The sequence below is a fragment of the Candidatus Bandiella numerosa genome (genome assembly GCF_029981845.1).
GTDB lineage: Bacteria > Pseudomonadota > Alphaproteobacteria > Rickettsiales > Midichloriaceae > Aquirickettsia > Aquirickettsia numerosa.
In genome coordinates, this window is sequence record NZ_CP104164.1 from 1,373,539 (window position 1) to 1,396,792 (window position 23,254).

At 31.6% G+C, this 23,254-nt stretch carries 17 protein-coding genes; 10 read left to right on the forward strand and 7 right to left on the reverse strand.

What is annotated here, in order from left to right; all coding sequences use genetic code 11:
* Positions 1–159: 159 nt before the first annotated feature.
* From N3Z17_RS06545 to N3Z17_RS06560, 4 genes are read left to right on the forward strand one after another with little or no spacing between them, the layout of a single operon-like run.
* Entirely contained in the window at positions 160–630 is a 471-nt protein-coding gene (locus N3Z17_RS06545; RefSeq protein ID WP_282471912.1) for a division/cell wall cluster transcriptional repressor MraZ, read from the forward strand.
* A 5-nt stretch (positions 631–635) separates the two neighbouring features.
* Positions 636–1,514: a 16S rRNA (cytosine(1402)-N(4))-methyltransferase RsmH gene (gene rsmH, locus N3Z17_RS06550; protein ID WP_282471913.1), complete on the forward strand. Its 879-nt coding sequence runs from the start codon at positions 636–638 to the stop codon at positions 1,512–1,514.
* On the forward strand, positions 1,511–1,783 hold the full coding sequence (ftsL, locus tag N3Z17_RS06555) for a cell division protein FtsL (RefSeq protein WP_282471914.1): 273 nt from the start codon (positions 1,511–1,513) through the stop codon (positions 1,781–1,783). Before rsmH ends, ftsL begins: the two co-directional genes overlap by 4 nt.
* Positions 1,783–3,474, forward strand: a complete 1,692-nt coding sequence (locus tag N3Z17_RS06560) for a peptidoglycan D,D-transpeptidase FtsI family protein (protein ID WP_282471915.1) — start codon at positions 1,783–1,785, stop codon at positions 3,472–3,474. The genes ftsL and N3Z17_RS06560 overlap by 1 nt, the downstream gene beginning before the upstream one ends.
* Positions 3,475–3,749: 275 nt before the next feature.
* On the opposite strand, the gene N3Z17_RS06565 is transcribed toward N3Z17_RS06560, so the two are convergent.
* The gene (locus tag N3Z17_RS06565) at positions 3,750–5,732 is read right to left on the reverse strand and encodes an MFS transporter (RefSeq protein WP_282471916.1); all 1,983 of its coding nucleotides are present in this window, start codon (positions 5,730–5,732) and stop codon (positions 3,750–3,752) included.
* A gap of 307 nt (positions 5,733–6,039) precedes the next feature.
* Entirely contained in the window at positions 6,040–7,305 is a 1,266-nt protein-coding gene (locus N3Z17_RS06570) for a porin (RefSeq protein ID WP_282471917.1), read from the reverse strand.
* A 244-nt stretch (positions 7,306–7,549) separates the two neighbouring features.
* Here N3Z17_RS06570 and N3Z17_RS06575 point away from each other — a divergent pair, with 244 nt between their 5' ends.
* The gene (locus N3Z17_RS06575) at positions 7,550–8,278 is read left to right on the forward strand and encodes a ZIP family metal transporter (RefSeq protein ID WP_282471918.1); all 729 of its coding nucleotides are present in this window, start codon (positions 7,550–7,552) and stop codon (positions 8,276–8,278) included.
* Positions 8,279–8,351: 73 nt separating this feature from the next.
* Here N3Z17_RS06575 and recF read toward each other — a convergent pair whose 3' ends face one another.
* The 4 genes from recF to N3Z17_RS06595 all read right to left on the reverse strand — a co-directional run bounded on the left by recF (position 8,352) and on the right by N3Z17_RS06595 (position 14,285).
* Positions 8,352–9,470: a DNA replication/repair protein RecF gene (gene recF, locus N3Z17_RS06580; RefSeq protein WP_282471919.1), complete on the reverse strand. Its 1,119-nt coding sequence runs from the start codon at positions 9,468–9,470 to the stop codon at positions 8,352–8,354.
* 83 nt (positions 9,471–9,553) lie between these two features.
* A complete protein-coding gene (gene dnaN / locus N3Z17_RS06585) occupies positions 9,554–10,678 on the reverse strand; it encodes a DNA polymerase III subunit beta (RefSeq protein ID WP_282471920.1) in 1,125 nt (374 codons plus the stop codon).
* A gap of 192 nt (positions 10,679–10,870) precedes the next feature.
* Positions 10,871–11,452: a ribosome hibernation-promoting factor, HPF/YfiA family gene (hpf, locus tag N3Z17_RS06590; RefSeq protein ID WP_282471921.1), complete on the reverse strand. Its 582-nt coding sequence runs from the start codon at positions 11,450–11,452 to the stop codon at positions 10,871–10,873.
* A 184-nt stretch (positions 11,453–11,636) separates the two neighbouring features.
* Complete coding sequence (locus N3Z17_RS06595; RefSeq protein WP_282471922.1) at positions 11,637–14,285, reverse strand: hypothetical protein; 2,649 nt, start codon at positions 14,283–14,285, stop codon at positions 11,637–11,639.
* A gap of 196 nt (positions 14,286–14,481) precedes the next feature.
* Between N3Z17_RS06595 and N3Z17_RS06600 the strand changes: the two genes are divergently transcribed.
* Positions 14,482–16,449: a S9 family peptidase gene (locus N3Z17_RS06600; protein WP_282471923.1), complete on the forward strand. Its 1,968-nt coding sequence runs from the start codon at positions 14,482–14,484 to the stop codon at positions 16,447–16,449.
* Between the two features lie 67 nt (positions 16,450–16,516).
* Here the strand turns inward: N3Z17_RS06600 and fmt are convergent, their stop codons facing one another.
* Positions 16,517–17,437, reverse strand: a complete 921-nt coding sequence (gene fmt / locus N3Z17_RS06605; RefSeq protein WP_282471924.1) for a methionyl-tRNA formyltransferase — start codon at positions 17,435–17,437, stop codon at positions 16,517–16,519.
* A gap of 80 nt (positions 17,438–17,517) precedes the next feature.
* Here fmt and N3Z17_RS06610 point away from each other — a divergent pair, with 80 nt between their 5' ends.
* The 4 genes from N3Z17_RS06610 to dnaE all read left to right on the forward strand — a co-directional run bounded on the left by N3Z17_RS06610 (position 17,518) and on the right by dnaE (position 23,240).
* Positions 17,518–18,483, forward strand: a complete 966-nt coding sequence (locus tag N3Z17_RS06610) for a hypothetical protein (RefSeq protein WP_282471925.1) — start codon at positions 17,518–17,520, stop codon at positions 18,481–18,483.
* Between the two features lie 149 nt (positions 18,484–18,632).
* On the forward strand, positions 18,633–19,358 hold the full coding sequence (locus N3Z17_RS06615; RefSeq protein WP_282471926.1) for a YebC/PmpR family DNA-binding transcriptional regulator: 726 nt from the start codon (positions 18,633–18,635) through the stop codon (positions 19,356–19,358).
* A gap of 3 nt (positions 19,359–19,361) precedes the next feature.
* Entirely contained in the window at positions 19,362–19,868 is a 507-nt protein-coding gene (ruvC, locus tag N3Z17_RS06620) for a crossover junction endodeoxyribonuclease RuvC (RefSeq protein ID WP_282471927.1), read from the forward strand.
* A complete protein-coding gene (gene dnaE / locus N3Z17_RS06625; protein WP_282471928.1) occupies positions 19,869–23,240 on the forward strand; it encodes a DNA polymerase III subunit alpha in 3,372 nt (1,123 codons plus the stop codon).
* Positions 23,241–23,254: the final 14 nt, after the last annotated feature.

A 23,254-nucleotide genomic window follows, 5' to 3' on the forward strand; every position in this document is an offset into this window, starting at 1 on the left:
CGTAAAATCTGATAATAGGCAATTCTTACACCAAAAACAAAAAATTTTCCCTTTTTATCCCAAAATATCCCAAAATAATACTATTATATCCCATACAATTATGCTATATAATGAAGAGGTAAGGTATAGCCTAAAGTTTTTACTTGTATTTTTAGATAAATGAACAACGGTAGCACCATTTTTCTCTCAACTTATGAGGGTAAAATAGATGATAAAAATAGAATTTCCATTCCAGCAAGCTTTAGAAATATCTTGGAATATAAAGCTAGTAGGGAGATTTATGCGTATAGTTCTTTTATTAATGAGTGCATTGAGGTATGTACTTTTGAAAGAATAAGTAACTTACAAAATTTTTTAGAAGGTATGGAGCTATTTTCAGATAAAAGAGATGCAATTGCAACTGCAGTTCTTGCTGATTGCGTTCCTATGCAACTAGATTCAAAAGGTAGAGTATCACTCCCAGAAAGATTAGTTAATTTTGCAAAATTCAATAAAAAAGTATTTTTTGTGGGAAAAGGCTTAACATTTGAAATTTGGGACAAGGATAAATTTAATGCTTACTATAAAAAAGCGAGACAAATTGCGAAAGAAACCTCATTTTCGTCTCCAAAAATAAAAGAAATAGAATAAAAAACATGGAAAAACTTGATCATATACCAGTGCTATTAAATGAGGTTATTGAGGTATTAAACCCAACAAATGACAAAATATATGTTGATGCAACCTTTGGAGCTGGTGGCTATACTAAAGCAATATTAGAAAAAGCCAGTTGCAAGGTTATAGGTATAGATTGCGACCAAAGCACTGAAGTATATGCTAATAATTTCAAAAGCACCTTCGAAGATAGATTCAATTTTATAAATAAAAATTTTCAAAAAATTGATATAATTTTAAATGAGCTAAATATTAGCAAAATTGATGGAATTATTTTTGACCTAGGAGTTTCATCAATGCAATTAGACAACAGAGAGAGAGGATTTTCCTTTAGTGGTGATGGACCTTTAGATATGAGAATGGATAGTTCATTACCAACATCTGCAACACACTTAATTAATTCGTTATATGAAGAAGAGCTAGCCAATTTAATATATGAACTTGGAGGTGAGAGAAAATCACGCATAATTGCCAAGAATATTGTAAAATTTAGGCAAAAAGAAAAAATAAAATCCACCTCTGAATTAGTAGAAGCAATTGGAATAAAGAGGTATAGTGACAAACTTCACTTTGCAACAAAAACTTTTCAAGCAATTAGAATTGCAGTCAATAATGAATTAGAAAACATTGAATTAGCTTTGAACAAATTACCACCTTTGCTAGCGCCAGGAGGTATAATATGCGTTGTTTCATTTCATTCATTGGAAGATAGGATAGTCAAAAAATTTTTTACAGATTTATCTGCTAAAGAAAATTTTGAAAAAATAAATAAAAAAGTTATAACTCCTCTTTATAAAGAAATAAGAAACAATCCACGAGCAAGGTCAGCTAAATTAAGAGCTTTAAGGAAAATAGTATGAACTTAAAAATACCACTATTATTTATGATTTATAGCGCTGTGCTAATTGTCGCTATATCAACTTTATTTTTTATTAAATCAAAAGTTATAATTCAAAATAAGGAATTGAATTGGCTAAATAATCAAATTTCACAGGAAAAGAATAATATCCAAATACTTAAAGCTGAGTTTGCATATTTAACAACCCCTGAAAGAATTAATAAATTACAAAAAAAATATCTAAACCTAAAAAGTCTAGATAAAAATCACTATCAAACATTAGATGAGTAATGAGCAGTATAAAAATAATATACATAAATGAAAAATCTGATTGCGATGTCATTAAAACAAGTCATAGACGGGTACAAATTGTATTTTTCAGTACGTTCATAATATTACTTACATTGATATTAAGAATTTTTGATTTATCAATTTTTAGCTATAGTGATTTACAAAATATTCATGATGTTGAAACCAAAGTAAATATCAGAAATAATATTGTTGATAGAAATGGAATCATTCTAGCATCAACACTACCTACAGCATCAGCATACATATATCCAAAACATTTTACTAACTCAATTGAATCACTAAAAACTATCTCAAAAGTTATTGATATAAACATTACCGAATTAGAAAATAAGCTTGTAAAAAATACCCATTTTATATGGCTGAAACGTCATTTAACACCGTTAGAACAACAGAAATTACACAACTTAGGAATTCCAGGTATACATTTTATAAACGACCAAAAAAGAATTTATCCACATGGAAATTTATTTTCACATTTGGTGGGGCTCGTAGACATAGATAATAATGGTGTATCCGGTATAGAATCCTCTTTTAATATCGATTTAAATAACTCGACAAAACCAAATATTCAAACAAGCCTGGATGCAAGGGTGCAATATGCTGTAAAACAAGAACTAAGTGATGCGATAAAATTACATGATGCAATTGGTGGTACTGCCATAATAATGGACGTAAACACAGGAGAACTAATTAGTTCCGTTAGTTTGCCAGATTTTAATCCGTATGATATTAAAGAAATTTCAAATAAAAAATTATTTAACCAGGCAACTCTAGGCGTATATGAGATGGGATCAGTATTAAAACCTGTTACTCTAGCTATAGGCATAGATTCTGGTAAAATTAACCTAACAGATTCATTTGATGTATCCACGCCTATCAAAATTGGTAGTTATAAAATTGGAGATTATAGAGGTAAAGGTGGAATTTTATCAATTCCTGAAATTTTAATGTACTCATCAAATATTGGGGTTTCTCATATCATTAAAGAAGTTGGCATTGCAAAGCAAAAGGAATATTTTAAAAAATTGGGATTGCTAACAAAAATTAATGTTGAAGTTCCGGAAAAATCTAGTCCAATATTTCCAACCGATAGAAGATGGAAAGAACTTACTTCAATTACAATGAGTTTTGGACATGGCATATCTATAACTCCAATCCATCTAATTCAAACTTTTTCAGCCATAGTAAATAAGGGAATTCTTAGAAAGGCTACCATAATAAAGGATAAAAATAACCAAGATAATGGAATACAAGTATTTAAACCTCAAACCTCATTATTAATGAATAAAATCTTGAGATTAACTGCAACAAATGGCTTTGCAAAACAAGCTAATGTAGATGAATATTTAGTAGGAGCAAAAACTGGAACAGCAGAAAAGATTATTAATGGCAGATATAGTAAAAAAATAAACATAGCATTATGTGAAGCAGCATTTCCTATGAATGATCCAAAATATGCAGTTTTAATTCTTATTGATGAACCAAAACAAAATAGTATTAATCATGGTTTTGCAACAGGTGGTATGGTTGCTGCGCCAGTGGTCTCAAGTATAATATCTAAAATTGCTCCAATATTAGGTGTAGCACCAATGGACCATAATGACCCTAAAATCAGTAATGCACTTTATATCGACTATAAGCCGATGTATAAAAGATTTGCCAAACGTTAAAGTATAGCATAATTCAGATAGGTATTTATACAAATCACCTAAAATAACTTAACATTTAAATTGAGTCTTTTTGGTGATTTATTCACATCATCTTCGCCATGTATCCAAGGTGCATTAGGCTCAGATGCTATAAAATCTCTTAAAAATACTATCATCAAGTTATTTCATGACATCGCCATTCTTCGCTTATGTAGCCTTTACTGCACTTCGCTCATCATTCCTTGACACTACATACCTGCCCCCCCCTCCCGAGCCTATAGGTGGTGCTACGATATTTAGTTTTCTTTATTATCTTTTAAAATCTTCTTATCTAGTTCATACATCTTGTTTTCAAGACCCACCTTTTCTATGATGCCTAATTTATCTCCTATTACTGCAATCCATTTGATAAAGTGATTATTCGTTTCTTCTGCCATCTTCATTTGTTTTTCTGAACTTAATCCCTCTATAGTCTCCAAATTATGATATCTGTCCATTTGTTTAATGAACATCGCCTCCTTATCTCCTAGATTACTTAGTTTTTCTAAGGTTTGCTCCAGTGTTAATTTAATCCACACTCCATCCTCAAACCTTTTATTGGTTAGTCTATCCACTATTTCTGCTATCCTATGGTTAAACTCTTTTTCTATAATCTCCATTGTGCATTCTGAATCTTCAATCGCATCATGGAGTAACGATGCCACTATCACATCCGTTTTGCAATAATGTGTAGCTACCATTTCAGCAACTCTAAGAGGATGCCAATAAAATGGATGCTCCCCTGTTTTTCGCATCTGCCCAGAATGCCACTTTTTAGTAAAGGTGATTGCCTTTTCTATCACCTTCATGTTTAGCTTTATATCTTGCTCTTTACTTAGCGCCTCCAGTTTATTCAGCAATTCTGTACTATATTCGCATTTATTGCTAAATTGTTCATATTCGCCATCTAGCTCATATTTAAAATCTCCTTCCTCTAAAGCTGTGTCTTTCATTCTTGGTTCATCTGGATAGCTATCGTAAGCACCTCTTGCCTTCTCTAGCTTCTTCAAATAACTTAATGCCCAGATAAAGCCAATGACAACAGGTGTGCACAATACCCAAATTCCATAATAGCCAAACCATGCAGTAAGCGGAATTAGTCCGTAAGATGAGATTGCAAATCCAGTAGCACTTGCACATCCAAAAGTGGTTGCAACTGTTGTAAACCTCTTAGATACAGGAAAATGTCCAAACCATATTAACATTGGCATATATGTCATTAAGTCCACTCCTACCTGCAAAGCAAATATTACATTTTCACCTCCTAGAATATGGATATTTTCAAGGCAGTATGGAATAAATAATAAACTAGACATACACATAAAAGCAGATACCATCATTACTTTGATTGGATGAATAAATTTATATAAATATGTAAAAAAACCACATAAAATAACCAAAAAAATTGTAAATTTTAAATTGTGATTGATAACTTGTTCTGGAGTTAAACCTAAATTGCTCTTCATAAAATCACCTAAATATATGAATGCTATATAAAACCCGATGGATTTCGGTATCATATGAAAAAATAAGCATACCAAAGCTTTTTTATTTATCTTTTCATTTATACTGTATTTTGCGTCCAGCTGTTTTTGCACCTTCATCCTAGTTTGATAACTTATAAATTCTGGTGTTTCTCTTAGTCTTCTTCTTGCCACTAAACCTATTACTCCAATTGCTGCTCCTATCAAAAAAGCTAATCTCCAGCTATAACTGGAGGACAACACAAGTGATGCCACACCTAAGGCAAACAATCCTCCAGCTCTTGATGCTGCATCTATTGTTCCACTTGCCATATATTTAGATGGTGATTTTAGAGTTTCACATAAATATACATAAGCCCCCATTATCTCACCTAAAGATGAAAACCCTTGCAATATTCTGCATAAAAGTATCACAACTGTTGCCCATATCCCAACTTCTTCATAAGTTGGAAACAAACCCATTGTTAAACATGTTCCTGCCATCAAAAATGTTGTGATTAATACTGTATGTTTCCTGCCTATGGCATCTCCAATTCTTCCTATAACATAACCTCCAATGGGTCTTAAAGCAAATGTCATGCAAAAAGCAGTGACAGCAAGTAATTTAGCCATCATTGGGTCTGTCTTTGGAAAGAATAAGTCGTTTATAATCGTTGACAAATGCACATATAGCATTAAATCGAAGTATTCTAATAATGTGCCTATCGAAAGTAAAAAAACCGCCTCTTTTTGCGTTCTTGTGAGTTTTGTAGCCATGATTGTATTTCCCAATAACAATTTATGGCGTTAACGCTATTAGTTATTTTTTATTAATTCAAGCTTTTTATAGATTATGCAACTTTATTTTGTAATTTATCAGACGTATAGCATAATTCAGATAGTATTGACATCGTCATTCTTCGCTTATGTATGGTTTACCACACTTCGCTCATCAATCTTTGCCACTACCTATTTGACTCAAGCTATATTAGCGCAATATCGAAAGAGGTCTAATAAAAAAAACAGAGCAAAATTTGATTCTGCTCTGTTGATATTAAAGTCTAAACTAAATGGGAAATAAATATTAAAAATTTAATTTCACACCAGTCATAATCATATGACCTTTGTTATTATTTTCTTTATCAGCTTGAGACGCTTGATTCATCTTGAATGAAGAAAATTCAACATATGGCATCACACCTGGAGCAACTTTATAATCCACACCTATAACTGTATTTTTAAGTGTGTTATGTTTTTTATTCTCACCAACTTTTGCAATACCTTTTTTGCCTTGTAAGTGTGTTACACTTGCAGATAAAGGACCGTTAGCATAACCAACACCTGCTGTCCAGTAACTTGTTTTACCAAATTCAGGAGCATTAGCAGCGGTAGATGCACCATATTTACCCCAGTCACCATAAGAACCACCAACTGTGAATCCTTTATAACTTAGATTTGTACCAACTTCATAAGCTCTAAGGTTTTTCTTATTTTTCGCTTGATCTGCGTTACCATTCTCTTGATTTTTACCAAATTCGCCAACTACTGCAAATTTCACACCAACGTCTTTAATTTCACTTGTGTATGATAAACCTGTTTCAAATACATTTTTAAAACCAGCTGCTTCTTTATCTTTCACTACGCTAGTTACACTTGAAGCAGTACCATGAACCTTAGTATTAGGTGTGAAGGTTGCACCAAATCTAAATCCAGAAAATTCAGGAGTATAGTAGTTTATCTTAGCAGCATTAACGCCTCTTAGACCAAATGTACCTAGTTCATTTGTTGGAAGGTTAGCTGTTTGTAGAAACGCTGTTTTAGTTTTAACCTTTTTTACATCAGTAGGACTATTAGCATCATCTTGCATTGTATATTGATTCCAATAATATTGAGAATCACCATTAATACCACCTGTTGCACTTGCAAAAGTTCCTGCATTCACTTTCATTGATTCAGTAACGCCAGTGTAGTTACCCACTTCAACTCTACCATAGCCACTTTCTAAATATGCCATTACTTGCTCAGCAATGCTTTGCTTATCATCCTTATCAAACATTTCTTTTTTAGATTTTGAAGTGTTCGCATTAAGTTTGATCAAACCACCATACTTCAACCCTTCTTTAACTTCGCCTTTAATGTTAAAGTTAATATAAGCGTCTGCAGCAATATTATTATTTGATAACTTCTTACCTGTTGTAGAATCAAGATTATCATATCTAAATTTCTCTTTTTGACTATTATTAACAAATTTAGAATCAATAGAGCCATTCACTGATACTTCAGGAGTAGCCATTGCATTGGTTGTTGCAAAAGATGCAACTAATGCCGTTGTTATTAAAAACTTATTCATATCTTTGCTATTTATAAATTTATTATTTTATATAATGTATATTATTTGACGTAGGCTTTGAAGTAATATGACCTAAAACCCACAAAAAATATCTTAATTGTTGCATTTTCACCACACTAAATTTTACCTCGCACAAATTTTTTGTAGAATTGGTATAAAAGCAACTTCAGCTACAATATTCAATAATTGTTTTGATAATTATATCAATCATAGTTAATGTTCATATTTTAATACAATATAAAAAATGAACTTTAGCAATTTTAGCAATTATATATCAACTTTACAAAATGTGCTGATATATTTATCTATTCCAATATTTACAATTGTACTAAGCAGCATTGCGTTTAAATTTGTAGCTTTAAATTCCCATTCAAAAAGTATAATTCAGCATTTTAGTGCTGGTGTGGTATTTGCAGCTTTGGCAGTTGAATTAATTCCCGAATTGTATAGCACCCCATTTAAACTTCAATTAATAATAGGTTATGTTATTGGAACTGCTTTAATGCTAATTATACAAAAGGTATTTAGCAATAATCACTCTCATGACAGCAAGTCGACTACCTCACTATTAATTGCCGTAGCTATCGATGTTTTTATCGATGGATTACTAGTGGGAATAAGTTTTGCCATAAGTGTAGCGAAAGGGCTAATAATTAGCATTGCCTTATCATTAGAACTGCTATTTTTAATTTTATCAGTTGACGCAACTTTACAAAAATCTGGTAAAAATTTTCTTTCAATTTTAATAATAAACATTTGTTTTGCCATATTAGTATTTAGTGGTTCAGCTTTAGGGCTTACATTTTTGGATGCTTCAAAATCCACTTTAGTATTGATAACATCATTTGGCGCAGCTGCACTGCTATATTTAGTTACTGAAGAATTACTTAAAGAGGCGCATGAAGAAAAGGAAACAACAACCTCAACATCTATGTTTTTCTTGGGGTTTTTAATCGTCTTATTGTTAAAGTGATTCTGAAATCACAATAAGATCACAAGAGGTGATTCAAAAAGAATCCAGACAATTATAGCGTTCATTTTCAGCACTAAAGAATAAATTTAGTATATGTTGTTTTTATCATTTTATTTAGGGCAATATTTGTACTACTTATCCATATTTGAGATGGTGCTTTTTCTAATTCAAAAATCAAATTTTCTTTTCTCCTATCATCTAAGTGTGCAAATACTTCATCCAAAAGTAATATTGGAGCTATTTTGCTTTTATCATAAATAGCATATGATTGACCAAGCATCATCGATATAATCATAGATTTCTGCTCACCAGTGGAACATAAAGTAGCCACTCTGCACTTATCTCTATCTGACACTAGTAGGTCGCTTTTATGTGAACCAATACTGCACCTTTTTGATTTTGAGTCAATATTCCTTTTTTTTCGCAAATTATCTAAAATATATTCATAGACTTTAGTGGGATTTTCTTTCTTTAATTGCTCTTCTATTTCACCATAAGTCGTTATCGTTGGTTTGAGATAGCTGGTAGTTAAAGATTCTAAAAATGAGTTAATTATTTTAATGCATTCAATCCTATTATCAATTATTTTAAGGCTTAGTTCAGCTATGTTCATTTCGATTTGCTCGAGCCATTTATTATCCCAATCAATATCACATAATATTTTGGTGCGTGACTGAGCAAAATGTTCATATTTTAACAGATATTCTGCATGATTTGAGAAAAAATTATACGTCATTCTATCTAAAAATTTCCTTCGAATACCAGGAGATTCCAAAAATAAATTTTCCATTTGTGGTGTTAACCAAACAATTTTTAATAAATTTGAAATATCCGTTTTTTTAGTCAGTTCATTGTCGTTAACTCTGATTAACTTTTTACCGTTTGAATTGGTGTGGTTAAATTTACATCCCACTAGTAAATTATAGTCTAAATTTTGATTAGAATAATTTACTTTAACCGCCCACTGGGCATTTTGCTTATTAAAATTAGTTATGATGTCACTATTTTTTGAATTTCGAATACCCTTTGAAGCATTTAACAGGGATATAGCTTCCAGAATATTAGTTTTTCCACTGCCATTTTCTCCTAAAATTAAAATAAATTTCCCGTCTAACTTTATCTCTAAATTTTGATGATTTCTAAAGTTGTGTAATTCTAATCGAGAAATATATGATGATAAATCTTTTCTCATCAATAAATCTCTAAAATAAAATTAAAAGTATGTTTTAGAGATAATATTATCAAAAAGCTATTTATAAATACCTACTCCGTATACTAAATTTGCATTGGCATTAGCACAAATCTACAATTTGTATTATCGCTATCTTCTACTAATACTGCCGTGCTACCAGAGTTTAATTTAAAATAAGCTTTTTTACCAGTCAGATTATTTAATATATCAATTATATACTTAGCGTTAAAGGCTATTGAAATTTCATCGCTGCTGTATATAGCAGGAATTTCAATAGTTCCTGAAGAATTTATTTTATCGCTTACGGATAATGTGACCTTATCTTTCTCTATCTTCAGTTTTACAGCCACTGTTTTCTCCGTTGAAATAGCAGTTACCAAATCTATGGCCTTAGCTAATTCAGAAGTTGATACCTCCAACAATTTTGTATTACCATATGGAACTGCTTTATCGTAATCCGGGAATTTACCATCAATCAGTTTAGATACTAGTGTTGTGTTACCAATTTGAAATGTGATCTTATTTGGTGAAACCCCAACTGGAACCTCCCCACTAAAATTTTCTAATAATTTTGTAAGCTCAAATACAGTTTTTTTTGGAATGATAATCTCAGGCAACAATTGTGCATTTTTTGGAAGAGTTACTTCACCTATTGCTAATCTATGCACATCTGTAGCTACTGCCCTTAATACATTAACTCCATTGTCTTCTGTAACATGAAGGAAAACACCACTTAGGTAATATCTAGTTTCGTCATAAGAAATTGCATGTTTTGTTGTTGCTATGAGATAATGTAAATCACTGGATGTAATTTCAAATTCACAACTATGCTTACCCTCTTCAAAATCAGGAAACTCTTCTGCTGATAAACATGGTAGACTAAATTCACTTAATCCAGCTTTAATGAGCATTTTTCCAGGTTTGTCAGATGGTTCAAATATGAGTTGAATCTCATTTTGTATCCCTATTTTACGAATTATTTCATAAAATATATGAATAGGAACCGTTGTAGTTAACTGCCCGCCTACACTTGCGTTTATTGATTCTTTAGCAAATATATCTAAATCTGTTGTGTAAAATGATATCTTGTTTTTTTGTGTAGTAATTTTTACATTTGATAGTATGCTCTTTGTTGTTCTTTTCTCCACAATAGACTGAATATGACCTAAAGCCTGTAATAATTCACTATTGTTAACCTGTACTTTCATGCTAAATATTAAAATTGAAAACTATTTCCTAGATAATAAATTAACTTTATTATTTTGCAAGTTAAGCCTCAGTTATAAACGAATAATTTTCACAACGTATAGCTTGAGTCGGATAGGTAGTGACAAGGAGTGATGAGCGAAGTGTAGTAAAACATACATAAGCGAAGAATGACGATGTCACTACTACCTGAATTATGCTATATCCATTTTTGTATCTATCCAGGATATATTTCCATCCTTCCTGTAGTAAACTAGATTTAACTTTTTGGTAGCATCATTAATAAACAATAAAGCCGGCAAGTTCAATAAATCCATCTTCATTACTGCATCTTTTACACTAAGATTTTCAACATTAGATGGCTTTTCCGCAATTATGGTTGGTGATTTTTCGTGATCATCAATATCTGAGTCTTCAAGAGGAGAAATTACATATTTCATGCCACTTATCAAATCAATGGAATGCTCTTTATGCTTTTTATGATCTTTTATTCTATTTTTATATCTTCTAAGCTGTTTTTCAATTTTCTCGTTTGCTACATTAAAACTTCTATATGAATCATATTCATGGCCGTTACTTTTTATTAATGTTCCAGTTCCGGTTCCTTCATTAACAATTATTTCTGTTTCAAATAATTGACCCTGTTTTTCAATCGTTACATGAGCATTAAGCGCATCTTTAAAATACTTTTTTACCGTCATAGTCAAATGATCTATGATATGTTTTTCCAAACTTTCTCCTATCTTAATGTGTTTTCCATATACTGTGATATTCATAAGCTAACCCTTTTTATTTTATCCTAATTGAATAATATTGTGATATCAATAATAATATTATTATAGCCTATACTTCAAATTGCATCTACTTCAAATGAAATAAACCACCACCAGATATACTCTGGCAGTGATTCAAAATTTAATATTAAGTAGCAAATATTTTCTTTATTTCTATCTATACTACCTACGCAGCTGCTGCCGCATAATCATTTAGCGTACAAATAGGCTGAAACATGATGTCGTAATAATCGTTATTAGTGCAAATACCATTAGTAGTCATAATAGACTCATCATTGCTTAGTGAATAATCAGACGTTATGTAACTTTTTAATGTAGTAACAGCGTCATAAGCAAAATTTGCAACAGGTTCTATAATTGGTGAAGCAGTAGCAATAGCTAATTTAGCCATGCCAAACGCAGAATATGTGCCAGACATTGCTGCTAAAGTTTGTAATGTAGCAGCTCCAATTAATAATGGAGTTGCTGCTGTTGCTACAGCTACACCTGCTGAAATAATAGCTCCAGAAGTGATATATAAAGCAATTACTGATGCAGCAACATTTTCAACTGTTACAAAAGATTCTGATTTCTCTATTGCGCCATTTATATCAGTAGTATAGTGGTTATATGATTTTGCGGTTGAAATTCCAGCTGCTGTTAATACAGATTTAGCAATTCCTACAGCTCCGCCTGCATCACCTCCTGTATACGCAGATGCTCCTTGCATTACAAGATTTGCAGCAGAACTTGATAAAATATCACTACTATACTTATAAGCAAAATCGAATATACCCCTTTCTTCAACTGGTGTGTATTTAGGCATAGTGGATGGATCTTTTTGAGTTACCCATTCAGTAAAACCGTATACACCCGCACCAATTGTAGCTTCTACACCTGGCTTAGAATGAGCCCTTCCAAATGCTTCAAGATAACCACCAACCCCAAAAGCTACTGTCCATAAAGGCACATTACCTTCCGCTACATCAGTTCCTGTTAATGCAGATACTAATCCTTTTGACATAACGACTTGTTTAATAAGTCCTCCACCAACTGCATAATTTTGATTGATCTGAGGAGCATATTTTTCCATTGTATTGAGTTTTATCTCTTTAGGCATGGCTTGTTCTTCTTGTTCATCTTGCACTTTTTTCAGAGATTCTTTTCTCAACAAGTCTTTTTGTTGCTCTAGTTGTTTCAGTTCTGCCATTTTTTTCAAGTAATCTTCTTCTTGTTCTATGTATTTATCTTTTACTTGATATACTGCTACTTGTTCCTCACCTTCCTTTGGACCTTCAATTGCTTTTAGATTATCCATGTACTGTGCGCTCATACTAGTAGTCACACTCTTTAGCACTTGAGTTTGATCTGTATCGGTTAAGGCTTTTAGATTATCAGCAAATCCATGATGATATAAAGATGCTAAACATTTACCATTTTCTGCTGTAAGTACGGAAAGATGTCTTTGCATAATAGACCCTTCCTCTATCATAATTTGTTGCATAGCTTCTACAGCAGCTCTGTTTCCAGATATAGCTGCGCTATGTAACCAATTTAATTTCAATGTTGTTTGTTGGTTTAGCGGGTCTGTGTAATCACCTAATACTGTTTTATAATGGCTATATATTTGAAAAAAAACCTCTCTATCAAATATTTCTGGGTTTAAAATCATTTTAGAAGCTAAGCTTTCCCCATCGCTTGCAGGATTGTCAAAAAATAATTGTATTGCATCTTTACTATCTAAGATCTTGCCTCGTAAAAATTTTGCTGTTTCAGATGACAGTCCTATATTTTTAGAAGCTTCCCATAAATGCTTATTTTGTAATGATTCTGGGTTTGTTTTTTCAGCTACTTTTAGTGCCAATCGATCATATACTGAGTCTAATACATAATCCAATGGTAAAGAACCACCTTGATCTGGTAAATTAGCATTAAATCCATCTTTAGATACTACTACATCTGCTTGCTCAACTAAATTTTGATCATGCACGATTGTACCAAAATGTTTTTGTACTTTACCTGCCGAAGCTTTGGTAACATAATCTGTAACAACATCTACGTCAGCTTTGTGAGTTTTATATCCAAACATTGCAACATCTACTCCAGTCTTTCCAGCTTTGTTTGATGCATCAATAGAATTAGGAGTTAAATTAACTGTAGCACTTTTAACAGCCTCCCTTAGATCTGGGCTTATTGCATTTAAATGTGCTAAATTATTTCCATCTTTATTGGTAGATTCCACTAAAGATGGCTTTCCAGCAGCTTGTTTTAACGCCTCTGTGACAAGTTCTGCTTTACCACTTCCAATTACCTTATGGAATAAATTACCATCATTTGCTTCTTTAACACTTTTAGATAAATCAGCTCCTTTTTGTATTAATTTCTGTGCAATTACGTTTCCAGCACCACTATTAACATCAAGTGCTTTTTCTAAAATTCTAAAGCCATCCGCCGTTTCTCTATTAACATCAGCACCATGCCTTAATGCAGTATCTATCATTTCTGGATTGGCATTCTTAATGCCAGAATCTAGCGCTTTACTTGAATCAACTTTAGAAAAAAATCCACCAGGTATTTTTGCTAAAAATTCAGATATAGTAGCAAAATAATCATACGCTCCTGGGTTATTTTGCTCTATCGCAGCATCAGCTAATTTAGTATTTGCATATGCAAATCCTCCCACAGTTGTAGCGGCGCCTATAAGACTTGGTGCATATTTATATACCATGCCTAACACAGTAGACACGACAATGCCTGAAGCAGCAATCTGCGGATTTGCAATAGCAATTGCTGAAATTGCTGTAGCTATATTTTTAACATTTAAAACTTTATTCACACATCCTCCAAATAAATTATGAGCGCATTATGTTTGTAAAATTATAAATGTCAATATATTTTTATTTATCTAAGAAAATATATTTAAAATTAGCATTGAGTTTTTTATAAGCTTTATGTATCCTAGCGTGTTAGTTAGCTAGCATAACGGATGTGAGACCATGCATAAGGGGATTTTAACAATATTTATTATATTTATGATTAACGTTTTTGCAAATTCTGATGATAAGCTGATTCCAAGAAAAATAATTTTTGGCAATCCAGACAAAGCTAATGTCCAGATTAGTAATGATGGAAAGCATATTTCATATTTATCCAATAAATCAGGTGTATTAAATATTTTCATTGCCCCAATAGACGATATTAATAATGTAAAATCCATTACTAATGATACCAAGAGAGGAATTAGTAATTATTTTTGGAGCTATGATAATAGCCATATTTTGTATCTAAAAGATAATGATGGAGACGAAAATGCAAGAATACATAAAATCAATATCAATACACTAAAAGATAAAATTATAACCCCAGAAAATGGTGTTAAGGCTATTATATTAAAAAAGAATTATAAATTTCCAGATGAAATAATAATTGGACTGAATCAAAGGAAAAAAGAATATTTTGACGTATATAAGTTAAATATTCAAAATGATACTCTATCATTAATGTATGAAAATAATAAATACATTAGCTTTAGTATTGATGATAATTATCAAATCAAGTTTGGTTATCACCCAATGGAAGACGGAGGTAATCAAATTTACCTTTTTGATGATAAAATTGAAATTCCTTTTTTAAAAATTTCTCATGAGGATTCTAAAACAACAGGCATAGTTGAGTTTACTGAAAAAGGAGATAAGGCTTATTTCGTTAGCTCAATTGATAGAGATGTATCAAGTTTGTTTTTATTAGATTTAAAAACAAAAAATAAGGAATTAATATATTCAAATGCAAAAGCTGACATCGAAAATATAATTTTACAACCAAAGACCAAACAATTACAGGCCATTAGTTACTCTTATCTCAAACAGGATTATCAATTTATTGATGCCAAATTTGAGGAGGATTATAATATATTGAAAGAAATAAGTAAAAATGGGCAAATTATTATCAAATCCAGAGATTTGGAGGATAATAAATGGTTAGTTGTATTTGATTATGATGATAAACCAATTCAGTATTACCTTTATGATAGAACCAATAAAAAAGCTACGTACCTCTTTAGCAATAACGATGAATTGAGTAATTATAGTCTTACAAAAATGCACCCTATTGTAATTAAGACTAGGGATGAATTAGATTTGGTTAGTTATATCTCAATTCCCAATGATATAAAAAAATCTCAAAATGATTACAAAACAACAAAGCCAGCTCCAATGGTTTTGTTGGTGCATGGTGGTCCAAATGCCAGAGATTACTGGGGCCTAAATGGCATCCATCAATGGCTTTCTAACAGGGGATATGTTGTTTTAAGTGTTAATTACAGGGGATCCACAGGTTTTGGCAAAAATTTTATAAATGCAGGTAATGGAGAGTGGGCTGCAAAAATGCATGACGATCTTATTGATGCAGTTGATTGGGCGGTGAGTGAAAAAATTGCTGATAAAGACAAGATAGCAATAATGGGAGGAAGTTATGGTGGATATGCAACTTTGGTAGGCTTAACCTTTACTCCAGATATTTTTGCATGTGGAGTGGATATTGTTGGTCCATCAAATTTGATTACACTAGTTAATTCAGTTCCTGAATATTGGAAACCAATAATTAATAGCTTAAAATTAATGCTCGGAGGTGATCATAAAACCAAAGAAGGAGAAGAAATATATAAGAAAAAATCTCCGCTCTTTTATGTAGATAGAATAACTAAACCGCTATTGATAGGTCAAGGCGCTAACGATCCAAGAGTTAAACAAGCCGAATCAGATCAGATAGTTGATTTAATGAAAAAACATAAAATTCCTGTTATTTATGCCTTATATCCAGATGAGGGACATGGATTCATAAGACCAGAAAATAGGCTTTCTTTTTATGCAATTACTGAAGGTTTTTTTGCTAAATACTTAGGTGGTCGGTATGAACAAATAAAGAGTGATTTTGAAAATTCATCCATTCTTATTAAGGAAGGAGAAGATTTACTGCCTGATAAAATTGAAACCAAAAAATAAGGAATATATTTGCCGTTGATATTGGAAGATATACTAATAATAGACAGGTAATTTTAATTATCTAAATTTATTTAATATTACTTCCTACTGGCATAGTAAATCCTCTTAAAAAGGCATCGGTATAAAGCATTTTCCTTCCATGCCTTTGCAATAAAATTGGCCTTATGACACCATCCTTACAAGCAATGCCCAATTTGTTGTCAATTATTGTTCCTGGCAAATAGTTTTGATTGGATTTTTCAACTTTAGCACTAATGATCTTGATTATTTCATTTTTATACACAAAATAGGCACCGGGCCTAGGACTTAGAGCACGAACCTTATTATTGACTTCAAATGCAGTTGCATTGAAGTTTATGAGTTCCTCTTCTGATTTAATTTTACCTGCATAAGTAACTCCCTCATGAGGCTGCTTTGTAAATTTTACGGAACCTTTTTCAAAGAGACCTAACACATCTAAAATCATTTCTCCACCCATTTCAGAACATTTATCGTGCAATTCTTTTGCCGTAATTTCATCATCAAGTAAAATTTCATTTCGCAATATAATATCTCCAGTGTCTAAACCTTCATCCATACCCATTATACATATAGCCGTTTTTTTATCGCCTGCCATTATAGTGCGTTGTATTGGTGCCGCTCCCCTCCACCTAGGTAAATCAGACGGATGAACGTTAACAAACCCGTATTTTGGTATTTTCAAAAATTCCTTAGGTATCAATAATCCATATGCAACTACAATTACAATATCTGGATTTAATGATTTTAATTGCTCAATATTATCTGCTGTTCTCAATTTTTTTGGAGTTAAAACAGTTAATGAAAATTTTTCTGCCAAATTATGAATCACGCTTTTATTTTCTCTTAATCCACGTCCAGAATGAGTAGGAGGTTTTGTATATACAGCGATAATTTCACAATCATAATTAACAAGTTTTGAAAGTGTCGGAACTGCAAATTCAGGTGAGCCCATGAATATAATTCTCATAAATTGAATAAATCTTTTTATTGCATACTAATACAAAATGATTACATTGAAAGAGGTTTTTAATATTTTCTTTGATTAAGATGAATTCATGTGTGCAAGAAATATTGTGTGCTTTTTCTGACGAATATGCAGATTATTTATCACCTGTTTGCCAGCAACCAAATTTGATCATAGATTTGCTCAAAATAGCAGACTCTAGTATTCCAGAAGTGTATTTTCAGGAAAATTGCCCTGATCAGAGCACTTTAATTGCAGCTGAAAAAATGCTCATTGAGGTAACACAAAATAAATCTAGAGTAAGAGCAGAAGGCCAGGAAAGACATGAATCAGGTGTACCTATATGGATAAATAATGATATTGCAGCGTTAATTATAGATAATTTCATTAAATTAAATTTTATTTCCGAAAAAGCCCCGGCTTTACAAAAATATCCGTGTGTTGCTTTATTGGGCTCAACTGCCCCAAATATGCAAGAGAGATTAGACTTCTTTGTGTCGCTTCTTAATAACAGAGACCTAGAAATTGGGACACTGTATCTTCTGACTGGAACCAGAACTGTTGACCCAGATAAATTCAATGATGGTTCTGTAGAATATATTCAATCAATTAAAGAAAAGTTTAAAGTTGATCTGGTTACTGAAAAGGAATTGATGCAAGACGTTTATGATAAAGTTTGTAAACCTGATTCTAAATGCAGTAAAATAAAAGTCAACCTGGTAAACGCAGTAAAAAATCAAGGTAGAGCCAATACACTAGACACTCTAATTGAATTCAAAGCACAAGCAGAAAACTGTGATAGAGTTCTTTATATTTCTATTGCGCCTTTTATTGTATATCAGAACGAAATAATAGCTAAATTTGCAAAGGATCATTTTAAACATGAATATGAAACTATTGGTAAAAGTGCTAATATAAACATAGACCTTCCTAAAATTAAAATAGCTCATTATATGGTCATGTCATTTGCAGAGGCATTGTATGCAGCAAGACCAAGGATAAAAGAAACATTAAATTTAGAAGAAAAATTTTCTAAAGATGATCTTTGAGTTGTATAGCCATTACTAACAATTAATTATGATGATAGTAACTTTATTCATAATTTTCATGCAGCCTCATCATTATGCAATTATAATAATGTTGTTGAATAAATTCTTTAATAATTGTAGTTTATCAGCATTATATTTTTTAAAAATTCATGGCAGGACATTCAAAATTTAAAAACATAATGCATCGAAAAGGTGCTCAAGATAAGAAAAAAGCTAAAGCATTTACTCGTGCGGTTAAGGAAATAATAGTAGCTGCTAAAACAGGCATGCCCGATCCAAATTTCAATCCAAGACTACGCACGGCAATTATTACTGCCAAACAAGCAAATTTACCTAAAGACAGAATTGATAATGCAATTAAAAAGGCAACTTCTGCAACTGATGGAATAAACTATGAAGAAATTAGATATGAAGGTTATGGACCTGGTGGAGTTGCAATTATTGTGGAAACTCTAACAGATAACAAAAACAGAACTGCAAGTGACGTTAGATCTACTTTTAGCAAACATGGTGGGGCTTTAGGTGAACAGGGAAGTGTCGGATACATGTTTAGGAAAGTTGGCTATATTGTATATGAAGAAAAGGATATAGATAAAAATAAGATAATTGAATTAGCAATAGAATTAGAAGTAGATGATTGTATAGATGAGGATGGAGTGGTCGAAATTCTATGCAACACAGAAAAATACTCTGAGACTATTGAAACTTTAGAGCAAAAATTTGGCAAACCACTTGAATCAGAAGTAAAGTGGATTTCGGATATAATGGTTGAATTAGACGAGGAAAACAACGAAAAAATTTTAAAACTCTTAGATGCGCTTGATAATTTAGATGACGTACAGTCGGTTAATAGCAATTGTAAATTTATTAATTAATGCATGAGGCCTGAAAAAATAATTGGTAGATTTTTAGGAATTGATCCAGGATTAAATTTCACAGGTTGGGGTATTATTGATTACATTAATGCTGATAAATTCACATATATTGCATCAGGAATAATTAAAACTGTTCCAAAAATGGAGTATTCTCAAAGATTAAATCATATTTTTAACCAATTATTAAAAATAATAGAAAATTATAACCCAATGCATGCCGCTATTGAAGATACATATGTCAATGTGAATAACAAAAGTTCTATTATGCTTGCTCAAGCAAAAGCCGCTTCAATTATTGCTATTTCTCAAAATAATATTCCTCTTGTAGAATATGCGGCAAAAAAGGTAAAAAAAACCATTTCTGGCACTGGAAATGCTGATAAATCCCAAATTATAAAAATGATAAGTTATTGGTTGCCTAATATTTCAGTAAAATTTTCTGATGAAGCTGATGCTCTTGCAATAGCTTTGTGTCATGCTAGTCACTATAAACACAGTGAAAAAATTTAAATGTCATTATTTATTAATTTAAGAACATTTTCTGATTATTCTATTGGCAAAAGTGTAATTAAATTACCAGATTTAGCTCAACATTGTCTTGATAAAGCCATACCAGCTGTCGCTCTTACTGATTATAACAACTTATTTGGCTCATTGGAATTTTCTTTAGAATGCCAAAAAAAGGGTATTCAGCCCATTATTGGAACAGTTATAACTATTAATTTTGGAACTTCGGAAAAGGAAATTTTTGCAGATATTTTATTGTTAGTAAAAAATAAACTAGGATATGAAAATTTAATGAAATTAGTAAGTGATTGTTACTTGAACAGCCCACATAAACCCCATATCGTATTGAATAATTTGCTTGATAACTCCGAAGGTTTAATAATTTTATGTGGCAACAATGGTTCGCCAATAGAAAAGTTATTTTATTTAGGTAGAAAAGAAGAGACAAGGCAATTTATAGATACTCTCTTAGAAAATTTTAAGGAAAATATCTATTTAGAATTAACTAGATTAGAAAATAAATTTGACTATGAGTTTGATAAATTCATTAAAGAAGTTGCTATAGACAAAGATATACCGATTGTTGCAACAAATCCAACTTATTATATTAATCAAACAATGCAAGATGCTCTAGATGCGTTGATTTGCATAACTGAAGGTAGATATTTAGTTGAAGAAGAAAGAAATAAGGCATGCTCTGATGGATATTTTAAGAGTATGCGTCAAATGCAAGAGCTATTTTCTGATATTCCTGAAGCAATAAGTAATACTGAGCTAATTGCAAGGAGATGCACATTTTTACTGGGTGAAAGTAAACCGCTATTACCAAAATTTTATCCAACAAAAAAACAAGAAGCAAATGAATTAATTGATCAAGCAAAAGAAGGCTTAAAAGCTAGATTACATGGTAAAAATTATGATTCGGAAAAGCAAAATCTATACTTTGAAAGATTAGACTATGAGCTTTCAGTAATAAATAAAATGGAATTCGGTGGGTATTTTTTAATTGTTGCAGATTTTATTAAGTGGAGTAAAAATCAACAAATTCCTGTAGGTCCTGGCAGAGGCTCAGGTGCAGGTTCCATAGTAGCATGGAGTTTGCAAATTAGTGACATTGATCCTATAAAGTTTGGCCTTCTTTTTGAAAGATTTTTAAATCCAGATCGTGTATCTATGCCAGATTTTGACATAGATTTTTGCCAAGAAAGAAGGGATGAGGTCATAAATTACGTAAAGAAAAAATTCGGTGAAGATAAAGTTGCTCATATTATAACATTTGGAAAGTTGCAAGCTAGAGCTGTCTTAAGAGATGTAGGAAGAGTTTTGCAAATTCCATATGGTCAAGTTGATAAAATTTGTAAAATGGTTCCAAGCAATCCTGCAAACCCTATTACACTTAAAGAAGCAATTGATATGGATAGGGAACTAAAACTACAAAGCAAAAGTGATTCATCTATAGAAAAGCTTATTTCAACTAGCTTAAAATTAGAAGGGGTCAATAGGCATATTTCAACCCATGCAGCCGGCATTGTAATAGGGGATAAAGAACTAACTAAAATAGTTGCACTTTATAGGGATTCACATACAACAATGCCAATGGTGCAATATTCATTAAAATATGCTGAAAAAATTGGGTTAGTAAAATTTGATTTCTTAGGTCTCAAAACTTTAACAGTAATTTCTTGGTCCTGTAACTTAATTAAAGAAAGCGGTAAAAATTTAGACCTACAAGCAATACCACTGGATGATAAAAAAACTTATGAAATGTTAGGTCAAGGACATTGCATAGGGGTTTTTCAATTCGAGAGTTCTGGTATGAGGGAGACAATTAAAAAAATTGAACCAGATAACATTGGTGATTTAATTGCACTTGGCTCTCTATACAGACCTGGTCCAATGGATAATATACCAAGTTATATAAATAGGAAGCACGGTAGGGAAGAAATTGATTATGTTCATCCACTATTAGAGACAGTGCTGAAGGAAACGTATGGGATTATTGTATATCAAGAACAAGTAATGGAGATAGCACAAATTTTAGCAAATTACACTTTAGGGGAAGCTGATTTGTTAAGACGCGCTATGGGGAAAAAGATCAAAGAAGAGATGGAGGCACAAAGAAATAAATTTATTACAGGTTGTGTAAACAATAATATTCATAAGACAAAGGCCGAAGAAATATTTAATCTTGTGAATAAATTTGCTAGCTATGGCTTCAATAAATCTCATGCAGCTGCATATGCCTATATCTCATTTCAGACAGCATACCTAAAAGCAAATTACACTTTAGAATTTATAACTTCCTCAATTAATTTAGAAATCGATAATACAGATAAAATTTACGTTTTTATAATTGAAGCAAAAAAATTCAGCATAGATATTCTCTTGCCTGATGTTAATTCCTCAAAATCAAAATTTACTATCGAGGATAATAAAATTAGGTTTGGGCTCGCTGGTCTTAAAGGCGTCGGGAAAAAGGCTATTGATTTAATGGTTGCGGAGAGAGAAAACAATGGAAATTACAAAGATATTTTTGATTTTGTTGAGAGGTTATCAGATATCGGCTTAAATAAGAAAATTTTAGAAAACCTAATTAAATCAGGTGCTTTTGACAGTCTTGGTATAAATAGAAACTCTTTATTGTTAAATATAGATATATTACTAAAACACGCTACATCCACAAATTATAATGAAGATCAACTTGATTTATTTTTTGATACATCTAGTAACTTTAAATTCAGGCCCAAGCTAGAAGAATTTGAAGAATTGAACGAAAAAGAAAAGCTAAGCGCTGAATTCGAATCTTTTGGATATTACATATCAACCCACCCTATCCAAAAGTATAAGTGCTTTTTTGATAAATTAAATATTTCTGAAGCAACTGATATAGATAAGATTGAAGCCTCAGTATCAAAAATAAAATTGATTGGGGTATTAATTTCAAAAAAAATTAGGTCAACTCCAAGAGGGAAATATGCCTTCTTACAAATCTCAGATTTGAGGGGGATTATAGATTTAGCGATTTTTGATGAGACCTTGCTCTACAATTCAAATGAATTTTTAGTGGAGGGCAATAGTTTATATTTTTCAACCGAAGTAAGAAAAGATAATGCTGGTGTACGAATTATCGCAGAAAGCGTTGAAGGAATTGATCAAGCTATTTTGAGATCAAATGTTAAGGCCAAAGTTAGCATAAATAGTTTTGAACAACTGGAGTATCTAAAAGAAAGAGTCAATTATGCTTCTGGAATAAAAATTAAACTAAGCATAAAATTGGAAACAGGAGATGTTGTATATTTTAAGCAAAAAAATAATATATTTATCAATTTGAGTGAGTTGCCTAATTTGCAAAGTATGGGTATTGCAAATTTATAGAAATTAATTTGTAT

What these genes read in the sequence shown, in the direction of transcription:
- recF (WP_282471919.1), bottom strand. Translation starts at nt 9,470, where the DNA reads ATGAGAAAAGATTTATCATCATATATTTCTCGATTAGAATTACACAAC.
- rsmH (WP_282471913.1), top strand. Translation starts at nt 636, where the DNA reads ATGGAAAAACTTGATCATATACCAGTGCTATTAAATGAGGTTATTGAG.
- N3Z17_RS06610 (WP_282471925.1), top strand. Translation starts at nt 17,518, where the DNA reads ATGAATTCATGTGTGCAAGAAATATTGTGTGCTTTTTCTGACGAATAT.
- ftsL (WP_282471914.1), top strand. Translation starts at nt 1,511, where the DNA reads ATGAACTTAAAAATACCACTATTATTTATGATTTATAGCGCTGTGCTA.
- dnaE (WP_282471928.1), top strand. Translation starts at nt 19,869, where the DNA reads ATGTCATTATTTATTAATTTAAGAACATTTTCTGATTATTCTATTGGC.
- N3Z17_RS06570 (WP_282471917.1), bottom strand. Translation starts at nt 7,305, where the DNA reads ATGAATAAGTTTTTAATAACAACGGCATTAGTTGCATCTTTTGCAACA.
- ruvC (WP_282471927.1), top strand. Translation starts at nt 19,362, where the DNA reads ATGAGGCCTGAAAAAATAATTGGTAGATTTTTAGGAATTGATCCAGGA.
- N3Z17_RS06565 (WP_282471916.1), bottom strand. Translation starts at nt 5,732, where the DNA reads ATGGCTACAAAACTCACAAGAACGCAAAAAGAGGCGGTTTTTTTACTT.
- N3Z17_RS06545 (WP_282471912.1), top strand. Translation starts at nt 160, where the DNA reads ATGAACAACGGTAGCACCATTTTTCTCTCAACTTATGAGGGTAAAATA.
- N3Z17_RS06615 (WP_282471926.1), top strand. Translation starts at nt 18,633, where the DNA reads ATGGCAGGACATTCAAAATTTAAAAACATAATGCATCGAAAAGGTGCT.
- N3Z17_RS06560 (WP_282471915.1), top strand. Translation starts at nt 1,783, where the DNA reads ATGAGCAGTATAAAAATAATATACATAAATGAAAAATCTGATTGCGAT.
- hpf (WP_282471921.1), bottom strand. Translation starts at nt 11,452, where the DNA reads ATGAATATCACAGTATATGGAAAACACATTAAGATAGGAGAAAGTTTG.
- dnaN (WP_282471920.1), bottom strand. Translation starts at nt 10,678, where the DNA reads ATGAAAGTACAGGTTAACAATAGTGAATTATTACAGGCTTTAGGTCAT.
- N3Z17_RS06575 (WP_282471918.1), top strand. Translation starts at nt 7,550, where the DNA reads ATGAACTTTAGCAATTTTAGCAATTATATATCAACTTTACAAAATGTG.
- N3Z17_RS06600 (WP_282471923.1), top strand. Translation starts at nt 14,482, where the DNA reads ATGATTAACGTTTTTGCAAATTCTGATGATAAGCTGATTCCAAGAAAA.
- fmt (WP_282471924.1), bottom strand. Translation starts at nt 17,437, where the DNA reads ATGAGAATTATATTCATGGGCTCACCTGAATTTGCAGTTCCGACACTT.